Raw genomic sequence first — 17,765 nt, forward strand, 5'->3', positions numbered from 1 at the left:
GCCTGAGTCTAGGCGCGCCGCGATGCCGGCAGATCGACCATCACGGGTTGCCCGGGCGTGGTGCAGCCGGTGTCGCAGCATTTGCCGGGCTGGCGGTTGCGGGTGATGGCGCGGCCCGGGTCGTGCGGCGCGGCGGCGGCCGAGCCGTCGGCCGCGACGCCGCGTTCGAGGATGCGTTCTACCAGCTCGACCTTGGAGCCGACCGGGTAGTTGCGCCAGATCTCTTGCTTCATGGCTGCGGGCGAGCCGCCGCCGTGCAGGCTGATCACGCTGTACCAGCCGCCTTGGTAGCCAGCTGTCAGGTCTTCGATGAAGCGGGCTGTTTCGATGCGCTGCTCGTAGGGAATGGCCGGGTTGGCCCGCAGCACGTCTGAAAGGCGGGCGGCGGTCTCGGGGTTGTGGTCTTCGTCGGGGCCGGGGAGGGTGACGATCAGGCCGCCACTCACGTAGTGCGCGATGCGGTGCATGTCGTAGATCTTGGTGGCCAGCAGCAGCTTGCCGATGTTGCTGAATACCGCATCGGGCATGAAGACTTCGCAGTGCTCGTCGGCCTTGCCGTAGACACTGGCCGCCACGCCGCAGGCGAAGAAACTCTCGGTGATGGTGATGAGCTCGACCATCTGCTCGCGCAGGTGGCTTTCCTTGCCCGGGTCGAAGCCGTTGGCCTCGCACATCAGTGCGCCGGCGCCGATCAGCAGGTCGCCGAAGCCGGCGCGCGCGCCGATGCAGCTGTGGCGGTGGTGCGTGGCGTAGCTGTAGGTCAGGTGGCCGGAATGTTCCCACTCGCCGGCGTAGAACACGCGCTCCCACGGCACGAAGACCCTGTCGAACATGCACACGCCGGTGCTCTGGCCGTACTTGCGGCTGAAAAGTGCGTCGCCGTGCTCGAGCTTTTCGCCGGGCCGGCCGGCTGGCCGGGCGACGATGGTGAGACCGGGCGCGTCCAGCGGCACGGCGCAGCAGACGGCGAAATCGGCATCCTCCTTGCCCATGTTGCGGCAGGGCATGACCAGCAGATCGTGCACATAGGGCGCGCCGGTCACGATGGCCTTTGTGCCCGATATGACGATGCCGCGCGCGTTGCGCTCCACCACGTGAAGGTAGCTATCGATGTTGGCCTGCTCGTGCGGCCGGCGGCTGCGGTCGCCCTTGGCGTCGGTCATGGCCACGCCCAGCGTCAGGTCTTGGTCCTGCACGCGATGCAGGTAGTCGTGGAAGCGGGCGGTGTGCTCGGTGCTGCCGCGGGCGTCGTCGATGCGGGCCGACACCTGGGCGATGGCGTTGAGCGCATCGTGCGTCAGGTAGCGCTGGGCGCAGCCCGTTTCCTGGCACACCAGCCGCACGGCTTCGAGCTTGTTGAGCAGGTTGCCAGCGCCCGTGTTGATGTGGGACAGCCGGTTGACTCGCTTGCCGCTGGTGTGCTGCACGGCGGTCATCAGTGGCTCGTATTCCTTCTTCAGGGCGTAGTCGTAGGTGAGGGCGATGGCATTGATGCCGGGCTGGAACGCCGGTTCGTCGGCCACGCTGTCGACGCGGCGGCCATCGACGAAGACGTTGGGGCTGTAGCGACGCAGCGACTCGCGGTAGTCGTTGCCGGACATGAGGGTGGCGCTGGGGAGCGGGGCGTTCATCGTGTTTGTCTCCTGGATTTTGTCCAAATTTAAACATCGTTCAATTTTTCAATCAACGATTAAAAAATTGGAGCTGTGATCAATCCAGGGGCTATAGTCCCGCCCATGCACGCCAAGCTCCAACGCCGCCAGGCGCTCACCGACGCCCGCCGCACGCTCGTGCTCGACGCCGCTCGCGCGGTCTTCCTGGAGGCCGGCATCGAGGGCGCGAGCATTCGCGAAATTGCCCGCAAGGCCGGCTACACGCCGGGCGCGATCTATTCGTACTTCGAGAGCAAGGAGGCGATCTACGCGGCCTTGCTCGGCGAGTCGATCCAGCGCTTGCAGGCGGCCGTGGCCGATGCCCCCGTGGCGCCGGACAGCCCCGACCAGACGCTCGCCGCCAAGGCCCAGGCGTGGTTCGACTTCTACGCCGCGAACCCGCGCGAACTCGACCTGGGCTTCTATCTGGTGCAGGGCATGCGCCCGCGCGGCCTGACCAGCGAGCTAGACCACGAACTGAACGACCACCTCTACCAGGCCTTGCGCCCGTGCGAAGAAGCGCTGCAGGCGATGGGGCTCGACGCAGACGCCGCCTTGCAGGAAAACACTTCGCTGTTCGCGCACGGCGTCGGCCTGCTGCTGATGCAGCACACCGGGCGCATCCGCATGTTCAGGCAGTCGGCCGATGCGCTGTTCAAAGCCTACGTTGCGCAACTCGTGCAGCGCGTCGATGGCGGCCCGCGCCAAGCCGGTCTTTTCGGTGGTACGGTTCAGCCCAATTCAACCGATACCTGAAAGAAACTGTTCATGCTGCTCGACGCCTCGCAATCCCAACTCGTTCTGGTCGACTACCAGGCGCGGCTGATGCCGGCGATCTTCGAGGGAGATGCGGTCGCGCAGAACGCAGTGCGGCTCGGCAAGATGGCGCGGCTGTTCCAGGTGCCGGTGTTCGGCACAGAGCACAACCCATCCAGCCTGGGCGAGAACCTGCCCGACATCCGCGCGCTGTGCCAGCGTACCCTGTCGAAGATGCACTTCAGCGGCGTGGAAGAGGGCCTGGGCGAGTGGCTGCGCGTGCCAGCCAAGGCGCCGCAGGGCAACGCACGCAGTCTGCCCAAGCATCTGCAAAAGCCCGCTGCCGCGGCCGAGGAGCGCAACAGCATCGTGATCGCCGGCTGCGAAGCCCATGTCTGCCTGCTGCAGACCGCGCTCGACCTGCTGGAAGACGAATTCGAAGTCTGGGTCGTCACCGATGCCTGCAGTTCGCGCACCGAGCGCAACCGCGATGCCGCCTTCGACCGGCTGGCCGGCGCCGGCGCCGAGCTCGTGACGACCGAGATGGTCGGCTTCGAGTGGCTGCGTACGGCGGAGCACCCCGCATTTCCTGAATTGCTTTCGCTCGTCCGGTAACCGGACCGCAGGCCCTGCAGCCTGCGCGGCAGGGCTCGGCCGGATTGTTCCGGCCGTCAGCTTGCTGCAAGATCGGTCTCCATAATTATGAATTCAGTTTTGGCGCTGCCGCCGGAACGGAATAAATAACAGGAGACAAATCAAGATGAGCCGCTACGAAGAGTTCTATCGCCAATCCGTCGATGCGCCCGAGGCCTTCTGGGCCGAGCAGGCGAAGCTGATCGACTGGCAGGCGCCCGCGCAACAGATCCTCGACGCCAGCCAGCCGCCGTTTGCGCGCTGGTTCGTGGGTGGTACGACCAACCTCTGCCACAACGCCGTCGACCGGCATCTGGCGGCACGGGGCGACCAGCCCGCACTGATCTTCGTTTCCACCGAAACCGGCGTCGAGAAGAGCTACAGCTTCACCAAACTGCACGCCGAGGTGCAGCGCACCGCGGCCAGCCTGGTCGAGCTGGGTGTGGGCAAGGGCGACCGCGTGCTCATCTACATGCCGATGATTCCGGAGGCAGCCTTCGCCATGCTGGCCTGCGCGCGCATCGGTGCGATCCACTGCGTGGTGTTCGGCGGCTTCGCGAGCGGCTCGCTGGCCACGCGCATCGAGGACGCCGAGCCCAAGGTGATCGTGAGTGCCGATGCCGGCTCGCGCGGCGGCAAGGTCATCGCATACAAGCCGTTGCTCGACGAGGCGATCCGGCTGTCGAAGCACAAGCCTTCGGCGGTGCTGCTGACCGACCGCGGCCTTGCGCCGATGGAACTGACGGCCGGCCGCGACCATCTTGCCGCCGAGCTGCGCCGCAAACACCTCGACGCCAGCGTGACCTGCACATGGCTTGCCTCCACCGACATCAGCTACACCATCTACACGAGCGGCACGACCGGCAAGCCCAAGGGCGTGCAGCGCGACGTGGGCGGCTATGCGGTCGCGCTGGCTGCGAGCATGAAGCACATCTTCGATGGCCGGCCCGGGGAAACCTACTTCTCCACCAGCGACATCGGCTGGGTGGTGGGCCACAGCTACATCGTCTACGGCCCGCTGATCGCCGGCATGGCGACGATCATGTACGAGGGCCTGCCCACGCAGGGTATCGACCGGCAGCCCGACGGCGGCATCTGGTGGCGCCTCGTCGAGAAGTACAAGGTCACGGTGATGTTCAGTGCGCCCACGGCCGTGCGCGTGCTCAAGAGGCAGGACCCGGCACTGCTGAAAAAGTACGACCTGTCGACGCTGCGCGCGCTGTTCCTGGCCGGCGAGCCGCTCGATGAGCCGACTGCCCGCTGGATCAGCGAAGGCCTGGGCGTGCCGATCATCGACAACTACTGGCAGACCGAATCGGGCTGGCCGATGATCACGATCGCCAACGGCGTGGAGGCCAAGGCCAGCAAGTTCGGCAGCCCGGGCGTGCCGATGTATGGCTACCGCGTCAGGATCCTGCACGAATCGACCGGTGAAGAGTTGACCGGCGCGAACGAGAAGGGCGTCGTCGTGGTCGAGGGGCCGACCCCGCCGGGCTTCATGCAGACCGTGTGGAAGGACGACGCGCGCTTCGTCAACACGTACTGGAAAAGCGTGCCCGGCAAGATGGTCTATTCGACCTTCGACTGGGGCATTCGCGACGAGGACGGCTATTTCTACATCCTCGGGCGCACCGACGACGTGATCAACGTGGCGGGCCACCGCCTGGGCACGCGCGAGATCGAGGAGAGCATCTCGGGCCACGCCAACGTGGCCGAAGTGGCGGTGGTCGGCGTGGCCGACGCACTCAAGGGGCAGGTAGCCATGGCCTTCGTCGTGCCGAAGGACAGCCGCGCCGTGACCGACGCCGACGTGGCTCTGAAGCTCGAAGGCGAGATCATGAAGGTGGTCGCCGACCAGCTCGGCGCCCTGGCGCGGCCGGCCCGCGTGCGCTTCGTCAGCGGCCTGCCGAAGACCCGCAGCGGCAAGTTGCTGCGCCGCGCCATCCAGGCCGTGTGCGAGCAGCGCGACCCCGGCGACCTGACCACCATCGACGACCCCGCCACGCTGCAGCAGATCAAACAGTTACTTTCTTCGGGCTGAGTGAGCGGGTCAGGGGTTGCGAAGCCCCGTCGAACCGTCATATGGTTGACGTGGCACAATGCCAAGGTACTCAGGCCCTTCCCCAGCCACAGTCGCATCCGCCAATCGGTTCAGCCGTGTCGCGGAAGGTTTCTTAACCAGCTAGTGCTTCCTTCAGGGAAGCGAAGGTCAGCGGATCATGAGCGATTCATCGACGCCATCGGCGTATACCGCCTATCAAGGCAACACGTACCTCTTCGGCGGCAATGCGCCCTATGTCGAGGAGATGTACGAGAACTACCTCTCCAACCCCGGCAGCGTGCCTGACAACTGGCGTTCGTATTTCGACGCGTTGCAGAACGTTCCCGCCGCCGACGGCACCAACACCCGCGACGTCCCGCACCTGCCGGTCATCAACGCTTTCGCCGAACGCGCGAAGCAGGGCACGACCAAGGTCGTGCAGGCCAGCGGCGCTGATTCCGAACTCGGCCGCAAGCGCACTTCCGTCCAGCAGCTGATTGCCGCCTACCGCAATGTCGGCGCCCGCTGGGCCGACCTCGACCCGCTCAAGCGCGCCGAGCGTCCCGCCATTCCGGAACTCGAGCCCTCGTTCTACGGCTTCACCGACGCCGACCTCGAGACGGTGTTCAACACCAGCAACACCTTCTTCGGCAAGGAGACCATGTCGCTGCGCGACCTGCTCAACGCCTTGCGCGAAACGTACTGCGGCACGATGGGTGCCGAGTACATGTACACCACCGACCAGAACCACAAGCGCTGGTGGCAGCAGCGGCTCGAAGGCGCCCGCACCAATCCCAAGCTCAGCGCCGAGCAGAAGAAGCACGTGCTCAACCGCCTGACCGCGGCCGAAGGCCTCGAGCGCTTCCTGCACACCAAGTACGTCGGCCAGAAGCGCTTCTCGCTCGAAGGCGGCGAAAGCTTCATCGTCTCGATGGACGAGCTGATCAACCAGGCCGGCATCAAGGGCGTGCAGGAAATCGTGATCGGCATGGCCCACCGCGGCCGCCTGAACGTGCTGGTCAACTCGCTCGGCAAGATGCCGGCCGACCTGTTCGCCGAGTTCGATCACACCGCCCCCGAAGACCTGCCCAGCGGCGACGTCAAGTACCACCAGGGCTTCAGCTCGGACGTGACCACCCCCGGCGGCCCGGTGCACCTGAGCCTTGCGTTCAACCCCTCGCACCTTGAAATCGTGAACCCCGTGGTCGAAGGCTCGGTGCGTGCCCGCATGGACCGCCGCGCCGATCCGCTGGGCAAGCAGGTGCTGCCCGTGATCGTGCACGGTGACGCTGCCTTCGCAGGCCAGGGCGTCGTGATGGAAACGCTGGCGCTGGCCGAAACCCGTGGCTACTCCACCGGCGGCACGGTGCACATCGTCATCAACAACCAGATCGGCTTCACCACCAGCGACCCGCGCGACAGCCGCTCGACGCTGTACTGCACCGACATCGTCAAGATGATCGAAGCACCGGTGCTGCACGTGAACGGTGACGACCCCGAAGCCGTGGTGCTCGCCACCCAGCTCGCGCTGGACTTCCGCATGGAATTCCAGAAGGACGTGGTCGTCGACATCATCTGCTTCCGCAAGCTGGGCCACAACGAGCAGGACACGCCTTCGCTCACCCAGCCGCTGATGTACAAGAAGATCGCCCAGCACCCCGGCACGCGCAAGCTGTACGCCGACAAGCTGGCCGCTCAAGGCCTGGGCGACACGCTCGGCGACGACATGGTCAAGGCGCAGCGCGCGGCTTTCGACGAAGGCAAGAACACGGTCGACCCCGTGCTCACCAACTTCAAGAGCAAGTACGCCGTCGACTGGAGCCCGTACCTCAACAAGAAGTGGACCGACGCCGGCGACACCGCCATTCCCTCGTCCGAGTGGAAGCGCCTGGCCGAGAAGATCACCACGCCGCCGCAAGGCTTCACCGTGCATCCGCTCGTGAAGAAGGTGCTGGACGACCGCGCCGCCATGGGCCGCGGCGACGTCAACGTCGACTGGGGCATGGGCGAGCACATGGCCTTCGCCTCGCTGGTGGCCAGCGGCTACCCGGTGCGCCTGTCGGGTGAAGACTCGGGCCGCGGCACGTTCACGCACCGCCACGCCGTGCTGCACGACCAGAACCGCGAGAAGTTCGACACCGGCACCTACACGCCGCTGCAGAACGTGGCCGACAACCAGGCTCCCTTCGTCGTGATCGACTCGATCCTGTCGGAAGAAGCCGTGCTCGCGTTCGAATACGGCTACGCCTCGAACGACCCGAACACGCTCGTGATCTGGGAAGCCCAGTTCGGCGACTTCGTGAACGGCGCGCAAGTGGTGATCGACCAGTTCATCGCCTCGGGCGAAGTGAAGTGGGGCCGCGTCAACGGCATCACGATGATGCTGCCGCACGGCTACGAAGGCCAGGGCCCCGAGCACAGCTCGGCACGCCTGGAGCGCTTCATGCAGCTGAGCGCCGACACCAACATGCAGGTGGTGCAGCCGACCACGGCCAGCCAGATCTTCCACGTGCTGCGCCGCCAGATGGTGCGCAACCTGCGCAAGCCGCTGATCATCATGACGCCGAAGTCGCTGCTGCGTAACAAGGATGCGACCTCGCCGCTGTCCGAGTTCACCAAGGGCAGCTTCCAGACCGTCATTCCCGACAGCAAGGGCCTGAAGGCCGAGAAGGTCAAGCGCCTGATCGCCTGCTCGGGCAAGGTGTACTACGACCTGGCCAAGAAGCGCGAAGAACGTGGCGACGAAGACGTGGCGATCATCCGCGTCGAGCAGCTCTATCCGTTCCCGCACAAGGCATTCGCCGCCGAGATCAAGAAGTACCCCAACCTCGTCGACGTGGTCTGGTGCCAGGACGAGCCGCAGAACCAGGGCGCCTGGTTCTTCGTGCAGCACTACATCCACGAAAACATGCAGGACGGCCAGAAGCTCGGCTACTCCGGCCGTGCCGCTTCGGCATCGCCGGCGGTGGGCTACTCGCACCTGCACCAGGAACAGCAGAAGGCGCTCGTCGATGGCGCGTTTGGCAAGCTCAAGGGCTTCGTGCTGACCAAGTAAAACCAGTTTCTTTTCACACGAATACCCTGAAGAACAAAACGGAGCTCACTCCAAATGTCTATCGTAGAAGTCAAAGTCCCCCAGCTTTCCGAATCCGTGGCCGAAGCCACCATGCTCACGTGGAAGAAGAAGGCCGGCGAAGCCGTCGCCGTCGATGAAATCCTGATCGAGATCGAGACCGACAAGGTCGTGCTCGAAGTGCCCGCGCCTTCGGCTGGCGTGCTGGCAGAAATCGTGCAGCCCGACGGCGCCACCGTGGTGGCCGATCAGCTGATCGCCAAGATCGACACCGAAGGCAAGGCTTCGGCCGCCACCCCGGCGGCAGCGCCCGCAGCAGCAGCTCCGGCTGCCGCCGCGCCTGCCCCGGCAGCAGCTGCAGCCGCCACCGGTGGTTCGAAGTCCGACGTGGCCATGCCCGCCGCCGCCAAGCTGCTGGCAGACAACAACCTGAAGACCAGCGACGTCGCAGGCACCGGCAAGGACGGCCGCGTCACCAAGGGTGACGTGCTCGGCGCGGTTGCCTCGGGCGCCAAGCCTGCTGCGGCTGCCGCCACCGTCGCGGCACCGGCCGCCAAGCCGGCGCTGCCGCAGGTCGCAGCACCGACCGGCGCGCCCGACCTGGGTGAGCGTCCGGAGCAGCGCGTGCCGATGAGCCGCCTGCGCGCCCGCATCGCCGAGCGCCTGCTGCAATCGCAGTCGACCAACGCCATCCTGACCACGTTCAACGAAGTCAACATGGCGCCCGTCATGGAACTGCGCAAGCGTTTCCAGGACAACTTCACCAAGGAACACGGCGTGAAGCTCGGCTTCATGTCCTTCTTCGTGAAGGCCGCTGTGCATGCGCTGAAGAAGTACCCGGTGATCAACGCATCGGTCGACGGCAATGACATCCTGTACCACGGCTACTTCGACATCGGCATTGCCGTCGGTTCGCCGCGCGGCCTGGTGGTGCCGATCCTGCGCAATGCCGACCAGATGAGCTTTGCCGACATCGAGAAGAAGATCGCCGAGTTCGGCAAGAAGGCGCAAGACGGCAAGCTGGGCATCGAAGACATGACCGGCGGCACGTTCTCCATCTCGAACGGCGGCACCTTCGGCTCGATGCTCTCGACCCCGATCATCAACCCGCCCCAGTCGGCCATCCTCGGCGTGCACGCCACGAAGGACCGCGCCGTGGTTGAAAACGGCCAGATCGTGATCCGTCCGATGAACTACCTCGCCATGAGCTACGACCACCGCATCATCGACGGCCGCGAAGCCGTGCTGGGCCTGGTTGCCATGAAGGAAGCGCTGGAAGACCCGTCGCGCCTGCTGTTCGACATCTGAGGAGAAAAAATCAGATGGCAAACAAGCAATTCGACGTCGTCGTCATCGGCGGCGGCCCTGGCGGCTACATCGCGGCCATTCGTGCCGCGCAACTCGGCTTCAACGTGGCCTGCATCGACGAGTGGAAGAACGGCAAGGGCGGCCCCGCACCGGGCGGCACCTGCACCAACGTCGGCTGCATCCCGTCGAAGGCGCTGCTGCAATCGTCGGAGCATTTCGACCAGGCCGGCCACCACTTCGCGGACCACGGCATCAAGGTCGAAGGCCTGGGCCTCGACCTCGACAAGATGCTGGCCCGCAAGGACCAGGTCGTGAAGCAGAACAACGACGGCATCCTGTACCTGTTCAAGAAGAACAAGATCACGTTTTTCCATGGCCGCGCCTCGTTCGTGAAGACTGACGAAACCGGCTATGAGATCAAGGTGGCGGGCGCCGCCGAAGAGTCGATCAGCGGCAAGCACATCATCGTGGCCACGGGCTCCAATGCCCGCGCACTGCCGGGCGCACCGTTCGACGAGGAAAACATCCTCTCGAACGACGGCGCGCTGCGCATCGGCGCGGTGCCGAAGAAGCTGGGCCTGATCGGCTCGGGCGTCATCGGCCTCGAAATGGGTTCGGTGTGGCGTCGCCTCGGCGCGGAAGTCACGGTGCTCGAAGCACTGCCGACCTTCCTCGGCGCAGTGGACGAGCAAATCGCCAAGGAAGCCAAGAAGGCCTTCGACAAGCAGAAGCTCAAGATCGAACTCGGCGTCAAGGTCGGCGAGATCAAGTCGTCGAAGAAGGGCGTGAGCGTTGCGTGGACCAATGCCAAGGGCGAAGCCCAGACGCTGGAAGTCGACAAGCTGATCGTGTCGATCGGCCGCGTGCCCAACACCATCGGCCTGAACGCCGAAGCCGTGGGCCTGAAGCTCGACGAGCGCGGCGCCATCGCCGTGGACGACGAGTGCAAGACCAGCCTGCCCAATGTCTGGGCCATCGGCGACGTGGTGCGCGGCCCGATGCTGGCGCACAAGGCCGAGGAAGAGGGCGTTGCCGTGGCGGAGCGCATTGCGGGCCAGCACGGTCACGTCAACTTCAACACGATCCCGTGGGTGATCTACACCAACCCCGAGATCGCGTGGGTCGGCCAGACCGAGCAGCAGCTCAAGGCAGCGGGCCGCGCCTACAAGGCCGGCACCTTCCCGTTCCTTGCGAACGGCCGCGCGCGTGCTCTGGGCGACACGACCGGCATGGTCAAGTTCCTGGCCGACGCTGCCACCGACGAGATCCTGGGCGTGCACATCGTGGGCCCGCAGGCCAGCGAACTGATCTCCGAAGCCGTCGTGGCGATGGAGTTCAAGGCCAGCGCCGAAGACATCGCGCGCATCTGCCACGCTCATCCGTCGCTGTCGGAAGCAACGAAGGAAGCGGCACTCGCCGTGGACAAGCGCACGCTGAACTTCTGATCTCGCGATCTTTCTTTTGACCAGCGTCAAACAGGCCTATGAGGCGGAACTCGCAGCGCGCGGGTTCCACAGCGATCCAGCGCAGCTGCACGCCGTGGAGGCGTTGGATCGCTGCGCCAACGAATGGGCCGAGTACAAGGCCCAGCGCTCGAATGCGCTGAAGAAGTTCATCAACCGGCCGGAGCTTCCGCGCGGCGTCTACATGTACGGTGGCGTCGGGCGGGGCAAGAGCTTCCTGATGGACCTGTTCTTCAACGCCGTGCCGCTGCGGCGCAAGACGCGCCTGCACTTTCACGAGTTCATGCGCGAGGTGCACCGCGAACTGCGCGAGTTGCAGGGCACGGTCAATCCGCTCGACGAGCTTGGGCTGCGCATTTCCAAGCGCTACAAGCTGATCTGCTTCGACGAGTTCCACGTGGCGGACATCACCGACGCGATGATTCTTCATCGGCTGCTGGTGTCGCTGTTCGAGAACGGCGTGGGTTTCGTCACCACCTCCAATTTCAAGCCGGACGATCTGTACCCCGGTGGCTTGCACCGCGACCGCATCCTGCCCGCCATCGCGCTGCTGAACGAAAAGCTCGAAGTGCTGAGCGTCGACAACGGCACCGACTACCGGCGCCGCACGCTCGAACAACTGCGCATGTACCTCACGCCGAACGACGCGGCGGCCGAGAAGGAAATGCGCAAGGCTTTCGACAAGCTGGCCGAGACGGCCGACGAAAACCCCGTGCTGCACATCGAGCAGCGCGAGATCCGTGCTCGGCGCAAGGCCGGCGGCGTGGTCTGGTTCGATTTCAAGACGCTGTGCGGCGGTCCGCGCTCGCAGAACGACTACCTCGAAATTGCGAGCCAGTTCCACACCGTGCTGTTGTCCGATGTGCCGCACATGCCGGTGCGCATGGCTTCGGAAGCACGCCGTTTCACGTGGCTGGTCGACGTCTTGTACGACCGGCGCTGCAAGCTCATCATGTCGGCTGAGGTTCCGCCCGAGGCGTTGTACACCGAGGGGCCGCTGTCGCACGAGTTTCCGCGCACGGTCTCCCGGCTCACCGAAATGCAATCGAGCGAGTTTCTCGCCCTGGAACGCCGCATCGTCGACACCCGACTCACATGAAAAAATTCGCTCTTGCCCTGCTCATGACGTTGGCCAGCCTGCCGCTGTGGGCGCAGTCCAACGCCGCCGCGGGCAATGCCGACCTCGAGGGCGAAAAGCGCCGGCTTTCCACCGAGCGTGAGGCCATCGAGAAGCGCTTCGTCGAAGAGCGGGCCGCCTGCTACAAGAAGTTCGCGGTGGAAGACTGCCTGCGCGAGAGTCGCAGCCGTCGCCGCAAGGAAACCGACAACATCAAGCGGCAGGAAACCGCCATAAACGACATCCTGCGACAGCGAAGCGGCGCGGCCGAGCTGCAGAAGCTCGACCAGAAAGCAGGCACTCAGCGCCCGCAGGACACTCGCGAGAAGCAGGAACAGTCGATCCAGGGCCAGAAGGAGCGCGAACAACGCGCAGCCGACCATGCGGCCAGCCGCGCAGCTACAGCGGCCGAGACAGCCGAGCGCGAGCGTCAGTTCCAGTCCAAGCAGCAGGCGCACGCCGACGAGCAGGCCAAGGCGGCCCAGCGTCAAGCCGAGGCGCCTACGGCCGCCAAGCGTTTTGAAGACAAGCAGAAACGCGCCGAAGAGCACAGGGCCAGCCGCGACCGGCAGAACGCCAACCGCAGCAAGCCGCGCGGAGCTCCGCTGCCGGCACCGGCAGCTTCGTCGCCCACGCCCTGACCGGGCACCGCTCAGGCGGCGACCGGTAGCGGATCGAGCCTCAGAACAGCAATCGAGATGTTGTCGCCGGTGCCCCGGGCCCGGCGGCGCGCTTCACCCACCAGGATTTCGACCGCATCGCGCGGCGGCTGCGCATACAGCACGCTCGCCAGTTCTTCTGGGCTGAAGTAGTGCCAGAGCCCGTCGCTGCAAGCCATCAGCAGGTCGCCCGCCGCCAGCTTCGGGATGTAGTAGGGGTCGACGGGCGGCGGCGTGGTCGTCATGCCCAGGCAGCCGAGCAGGATGTTGCCCTGCGGATGGATGTTGGCTTCGGCCTCGGTGATCTGGCCGCGGTCGATCAGCACCTGCACGTACGAATGGTCGCGCGTGCGCCTGATGAGCTGGCCGTCGTGGAAGTGATAGATGCGCGAGTCGCCGGCATGGATCCAGGCGCAGTCACCCTTGGGGGTCATGAGGAAGGCCGCCAGCGTGCTGTGCGGCTCCTGTTCGCTGGAAACGGCGGTGAGCTTGATGACCGTGTGCGAGTCTTCGAGGATCTGCTTCAGCACGGCTTCCGGGTCGTCGCGCCCGGGCTGGTAGCGGGTGAAGAGCTGGCGTGCCGTCATCAGCACCTGGTCAGAGGCCTTGCGGCCACCGCTGCGGCCGCCCATGCCGTCGGCCACGATGCCCAGCACGCAGCCAGGCACGCGCGGATGGCTCATCAGCAGCACCTGGTCTTGTTGGTACGGGCGGTCTCCCTTGTGGAGTCCGGTGGCCGCGGCGAGTCGAAAGCCTTGGGTCATGAGGCATATGCGCCTGAAGCGCGTGTTTCTGTCTGCTCGGAGATTCGTGTCAGGACGTATTATCGAATGAACATGCGCCGCAAAAACTTCGCGTGCGCTCCCCACCGTTGGACTCCAATCTTCACTCCCTTTCCCGTCAGCTGATCGAACTGCGCATCGAGCACGCCGATCTCGACGCCACCATCGACCGGTTGGCCGAAGGCTCGCCGCAAGACGAGCTGCTGCTGCGGCGCCTGAAAAAGCGCCGCCTCGCGTTGCGTGACCAGATCACGCGCCTCGAAAACGACCTCGATCCGAAAGAGCCGGCGTGACAGGTGCGCTCGAAGACAAGGTGCGCGACGCCTTCGCGCAGGACGGCGCGCTGTCGCGTGCCGCCGACCAGTTCCGCGAACGCTCGGGGCAGACCGAAATGGCAATGGCCGTGGCCCGCACCATCGACCAGGGCGGCGTGCTGGTGGTCGAGGCAGGCACCGGGGTGGGCAAGACCTTTTCGTACCTCGTGCCGGCCCTGCTGAGTGGCGAACGCGTGCTGCTGTCGACCGCCACCAAGACATTGCAGGACCAGCTGTTCGGCCGTGACCTGCCGCGTCTTGTCGAAGCTTTCGGCCTGCCGGTGCGCACGGCGCTGCTCAAGGGGCGCGCCAGCTACCTGTGCCTGCACCGGCTCGACCAGGCGCGGCATGACGCCTCATTGCCGGAGCGAGGCAGCCTGCGCACGCTTGCCAAGATCGAGCAATGGTCGAAGGCCACGCGCACGGGCGACCTGGCCGAGTTGCCCGGGCTCGACGAGCGCTCGCCACTCATTCCTCTGATCACGTCCACGCGAGAGAACTGCCTGGGCGCGCAATGCCCGCAGTTCAAGCCCTGCCATGTCAACTTGGCGCGACGCGAGGCGCTGGCGGCTGACATCGTGGTCATCAACCACCATCTTTTCTTTGCCGACCTCGCAGTGCGCGAGACCGGCATGGCCGAGCTGCTGCCGACCGTGAGCGTGGTGGTGTTCGACGAAGCCCATCAGCTCAACGAAACCGGCGTGCAGTTTCTCGGTGCCCAGCTCGGCAGCGGCCAGGCGCTCGATTTCGCACGCGACATGTTGGCGGCCGGCTTGCAGCATGCGCGAGGCCTTGTCGATTGGCAGCAATTGGTCGGCGCGCTCGAACGGGCTGCGCGCGAACTGCGGTTGGTGGTCGGCAAGCAATGGCCGGGCGCCAAGCTGCGCTGGCTGGGCGCGTCGCCCGAGGGTATCGATCCCGATGCATGGCAGCGCGCGCTGGATGATCTGCTCCACGCGTTCGAGCTGGCTGCAGAGGGGCTTGCCACCGTCAGCGAAATTTCGCCCGACTTTGTGCGGCTGCACGAGCGAGCCCGTCAACTCGCGAAACGCACCGCACGCTTCGCCTTGCCGTGCGAGGTCGATTCGGTGCGCTGGGTCGATGTGGGCACGCAGTTGCGGCTCATCGAGTCGCCGCTGGACATCGCCGATGCCATGCGCAAGCGGGTGCTCAAGATCGTCGATGCAGACGCTGATGTTGGCGACGATGACGACGACGAAGAACTCGACGGTTACGGTGAGCGGCCGGCGCTCGAGGCAGCGGCGGCGCAGGAAGACAGCGGCCGTGCCTGGGTCTTCACCTCGGCCACGCTGGGCGATGAGCCCACGCTGCGCTGGTTTACCGAGCCCTGCGGACTGCAGGACGCGGAAGTGCTGCGCGTACAGAGCCCGTTCGACTATGCCTCGCAGGCCGCGCTCTATGTGCCGCGCGCGTTTCCCAAGCCCAATGATCCGTCGCACAGCCAGCGCGTCGCGGAATTGGCTGCGCGCGGCGCGACGGAGCTCGGCGGTCGCACGCTGGTGCTGACGACCACGCTGCGAGCACTGCGCACCATTGGCGACGCGATGAAGCAGCAGTTCGAACTGCTCGACGCGCAAGTGCGGCCCGAAGTGCTGGTGCAGGGCGAGTTGCCCAAGCGCGTGCTGATGGACCGCTTCCGCGAAGGCGCGAGCGCCGGGCGCGCGGGTTGCGTGCTGGTGGCATCGGCCTCGTTCTGGGAGGGCTTCGATGCACCGGGCGATGCACTGCAGCTGGTGGTGATCGACAAGCTGCCATTCCCGCCGCCCAACGATCCGCTGGTCGAGGCGCGTTCACAGCGCCTGGAATCACAAGGACGCAGTTCGTTTGCCGACTATTCGCTGCCCGAGGCGGCCGTGGCGCTCAAGCAGGGGGCGGGGCGGTTGATTCGGCGGGAAACCGACAGCGGCGTGCTGGCGATCTGCGATACGCGGCTGGTGGCCATGGGCTATGGCCGCCGGTTGCTGTCGGCGCTGCCGCCGATGCGGCGGCTCGAAAACGAATCGGATTTCGAGGCCGCGCTGGACGCGCTCAAGACCTAGTTTCTGACTAGGAAGAGCGCGTCGTGAGCGCGCGTGCTCTGGTGGCTTACCAGAGCTTCCACCAAGGGTCGTCCTTGCCCTTGAAGCCGTTCGCGAGGTAGGTGCTCTGCGGATAGTTGGTGGTCAGCACGCGCTGGGCGTCGTCGCGCAGGTCCTTCATGCCGAGAGCGTCGTACGACTTCACCATGATGAACAGGGCTTCTTCGAGTGCCGGCACTTCGCGGTAGTCGGCCAGCGCGATCTGGGCCCGATTGATGGCGGCCAGGTAGGCGCCGCGCGAGTAGTAGTAGCGTGCCACGTGAACTTCGTACTGCGCGAGCGAGTTCACGATGTAGTTCATGCGCTGGCGCGCGTCAGGGGCGTAGCGCGAATCGGGGAAGCGCGTGACGAGGTCCTTGAACGACTCGAACGATTCCTTGGCGGCCTTCTGGTCGCGCTCGGACAGGTCCTGGCGCGTCATGAACGCGAACATGCCGAGGTCGTCGTTGAAGTTGATCACGCCCTTGAGGTACAGCGCATAGTCGAGAGCCGTGCTCGCCGGATGCAACTTCATGAAGCGGTCGATGGTGGCGATGGCGCTTGCCTTTTCGCCCGACTTGTACTGGGCGTAGGCCTTTTCCAGCTGCGCCTGCTGCGCGAGTGGTGTGCCGGCGGCGCGGCCTTCGAGCTTCTCGTAGAGCGGAACGGCCTTGTCGTAGGCGCCCGATCCGGCCTCTTCCTTGGCTTCAGAGTAGATGCGGTTGGGACTCCAGTTGGCGGTCTTGTCGACGGAGGTAGACGAGCAGCCAGCTGCCAGCAGAGCCGCCGCGCTGAGCGCGATCCAGCTGGGGACCGATAATTTGGCGCGAAACATCACATACGGCTTTCGTGAAACAGTTGCCCTCAATTATATCGACCGACCCTTTGGGCAATACCCCCGAGACCGCCGAGGTGGCCGAACTCGAAGAGGGCGCCGATCCGATCGAGCCCAGCGAGCAGCGGCCTTTCGTCATCGACCCGGCCCAACACGGCCAGCGGCTGGACCGCGCGCTTGCCGCGCTGGTACCCGAGTTTTCCCGCAGTTACCTGCAGCAACTGATCGAGGCTGGGGCTGTGGAGCTGCAGGGCCGCACGCTCACCAAAGTCTCGGCCACAGTGAAGGCGGGGCAGGCCGGCCGCATCGAGTTGCGCCCCACGCCCCAGAGCCAGGCTTTCCGGCCCGAGGCGATGGATATCGTCACCGTGCACGAGGACGAGCACCTGCGCATCGTCGACAAGCCGGCTGGCCTGGTGGTGCACCCGGCGCCTGGGCACTGGAGCGGCACGCTGCTGAACGGCCTGCTGGCGCTGGACCCGAAGGCCGTGCTGCTACCGCGCGCCGGCATCGTGCACCGGCTCGACCGCGACACCAGCGGCCTGATGGTGGTGGCGCGCACCCGCGCCGCCATGGATGCGATGGTGGCGCTGATCGCCGCCCGCGAGGTCAAGCGGCAGTACCTGGCCGTCGGCCACAAGCCGTGGGAGGGCGCCGCGGCTCGCCAGGTCGACGCCCCCATCGGCCGTGACCCGCGCAACCGGCTGCGCATGGCCGTGGTCGACCTCGAACGGCATGCGGGCAAGACGGCGCGCACGCTGATCGAGCGGCTCGACAGCAACGCCGAAGGCTGCGCCGTGCGCTGCACGCTCGAAACCGGGCGCACCCATCAGATTCGCGTGCACATGGCGTCGATCGGTCATCCGTTGGTGGGCGATGCGCTTTATGGCGGCGCGCCGGCTGCCGGGCTGTCGCGCCAGGCGCTGCATGCATTCAGGCTGGCCTTTGTGCATCCCGTCACGCAAGAGGCGATGGAGTTCCGCTCGCCGCCGCCGCCGGATCTCGTTCAGGCTTTGCAGTCCTGGGGGCTGGATTACAATCGCGCCTGACGGCC

The 17,765-nt window shown here is 65.6% G+C and carries 14 protein-coding genes; 11 read left to right on the top strand and 3 right to left on the bottom strand.

Annotated features, from left to right (window positions below; genetic code table 11):
• Positions 1-8: 8 nt before the first annotated feature.
• Entirely contained in the window at positions 9-1,631 is a 1,623-nt protein-coding gene (locus tag ACSFCA_RS11260) for a 4-hydroxyphenylacetate 3-hydroxylase family protein (RefSeq protein WP_435459570.1), read from the bottom strand.
• 105 nt (positions 1,632-1,736) lie between these two features.
• On the opposite strand from ACSFCA_RS11260, the gene ACSFCA_RS11265 reads away from it, so the two are divergent.
• From ACSFCA_RS11265 to ACSFCA_RS11300, 8 genes are all read left to right on the top strand, one after another.
• Positions 1,737-2,408, top strand: a complete 672-nt coding sequence (locus tag ACSFCA_RS11265) for a TetR/AcrR family transcriptional regulator (protein WP_435459571.1) — start codon at positions 1,737-1,739, stop codon at positions 2,406-2,408.
• 12 nt (positions 2,409-2,420) lie between these two features.
• Positions 2,421-3,023: an isochorismatase family protein gene (locus ACSFCA_RS11270; protein ID WP_258349861.1), complete on the top strand. Its 603-nt coding sequence runs from the start codon at positions 2,421-2,423 to the stop codon at positions 3,021-3,023.
• 121 nt (positions 3,024-3,144) lie between these two features.
• The gene (locus ACSFCA_RS11275; RefSeq protein ID WP_435459834.1) at positions 3,145-5,082 is read left to right on the top strand and encodes a propionate--CoA ligase; all 1,938 of its coding nucleotides are present in this window, start codon (positions 3,145-3,147) and stop codon (positions 5,080-5,082) included.
• A gap of 178 nt (positions 5,083-5,260) precedes the next feature.
• Positions 5,261-8,137, top strand: a complete 2,877-nt coding sequence (locus ACSFCA_RS11280; RefSeq protein WP_258349860.1) for a 2-oxoglutarate dehydrogenase E1 component — start codon at positions 5,261-5,263, stop codon at positions 8,135-8,137.
• Positions 8,138-8,191: 54 nt separating this feature from the next.
• Positions 8,192-9,463: a 2-oxoglutarate dehydrogenase complex dihydrolipoyllysine-residue succinyltransferase gene (gene odhB / locus ACSFCA_RS11285; RefSeq protein WP_435459572.1), complete on the top strand. Its 1,272-nt coding sequence runs from the start codon at positions 8,192-8,194 to the stop codon at positions 9,461-9,463.
• 14 nt (positions 9,464-9,477) lie between these two features.
• Positions 9,478-10,908 carry a dihydrolipoyl dehydrogenase gene (gene lpdA, locus ACSFCA_RS11290; RefSeq protein ID WP_435459573.1) on the top strand — a complete coding sequence of 477 codons (1,431 nt, stop codon included), beginning with the start codon at positions 9,478-9,480 and terminating at the stop codon, positions 10,906-10,908.
• A gap of 16 nt (positions 10,909-10,924) precedes the next feature.
• A complete protein-coding gene (gene zapE / locus ACSFCA_RS11295; protein WP_097199423.1) occupies positions 10,925-12,025 on the top strand; it encodes a cell division protein ZapE in 1,101 nt (366 codons plus the stop codon).
• Entirely contained in the window at positions 12,022-12,684 is a 663-nt protein-coding gene (locus ACSFCA_RS11300; RefSeq protein ID WP_435459574.1) for a hypothetical protein, read from the top strand. The genes zapE and ACSFCA_RS11300 overlap by 4 nt, the downstream gene beginning before the upstream one ends.
• An 11-nt stretch (positions 12,685-12,695) precedes the next feature.
• Here the strand turns inward: ACSFCA_RS11300 and ACSFCA_RS11305 are convergent, their stop codons facing one another.
• Positions 12,696-13,466, bottom strand: a complete 771-nt coding sequence (locus ACSFCA_RS11305; protein ID WP_435459575.1) for a PP2C family protein-serine/threonine phosphatase — start codon at positions 13,464-13,466, stop codon at positions 12,696-12,698.
• A gap of 107 nt (positions 13,467-13,573) precedes the next feature.
• Here ACSFCA_RS11305 and ACSFCA_RS11310 point away from each other — a divergent pair, with 107 nt between their 5' ends.
• Positions 13,574-13,777, top strand: a complete 204-nt coding sequence (locus ACSFCA_RS11310) for a YdcH family protein (RefSeq protein ID WP_093052238.1) — start codon at positions 13,574-13,576, stop codon at positions 13,775-13,777.
• Complete coding sequence (locus ACSFCA_RS11315; protein WP_435459576.1) at positions 13,774-15,858, top strand: ATP-dependent DNA helicase; 2,085 nt, start codon at positions 13,774-13,776, stop codon at positions 15,856-15,858. The genes ACSFCA_RS11310 and ACSFCA_RS11315 overlap by 4 nt, the downstream gene beginning before the upstream one ends.
• A 46-nt stretch (positions 15,859-15,904) precedes the next feature.
• Here the strand turns inward: ACSFCA_RS11315 and ACSFCA_RS11320 are convergent, their stop codons facing one another.
• Complete coding sequence (locus tag ACSFCA_RS11320) at positions 15,905-16,711, bottom strand: outer membrane protein assembly factor BamD (RefSeq protein ID WP_093052233.1); 807 nt, start codon at positions 16,709-16,711, stop codon at positions 15,905-15,907.
• Positions 16,712-16,761: 50 nt separating this feature from the next.
• Here ACSFCA_RS11320 and ACSFCA_RS11325 point away from each other — a divergent pair, with 50 nt between their 5' ends.
• The gene (locus ACSFCA_RS11325) at positions 16,762-17,760 is read left to right on the top strand and encodes an RluA family pseudouridine synthase (RefSeq protein ID WP_435459577.1); all 999 of its coding nucleotides are present in this window, start codon (positions 16,762-16,764) and stop codon (positions 17,758-17,760) included.
• The last annotated feature ends 5 nt before the right edge of the window (positions 17,761-17,765 follow it).

The sequence above is a fragment of the Variovorax multivorans genome, assembly GCF_051216835.1.
In the GTDB taxonomy this organism is placed as follows: domain Bacteria; phylum Pseudomonadota; class Gammaproteobacteria; order Burkholderiales; family Burkholderiaceae_C; genus Variovorax.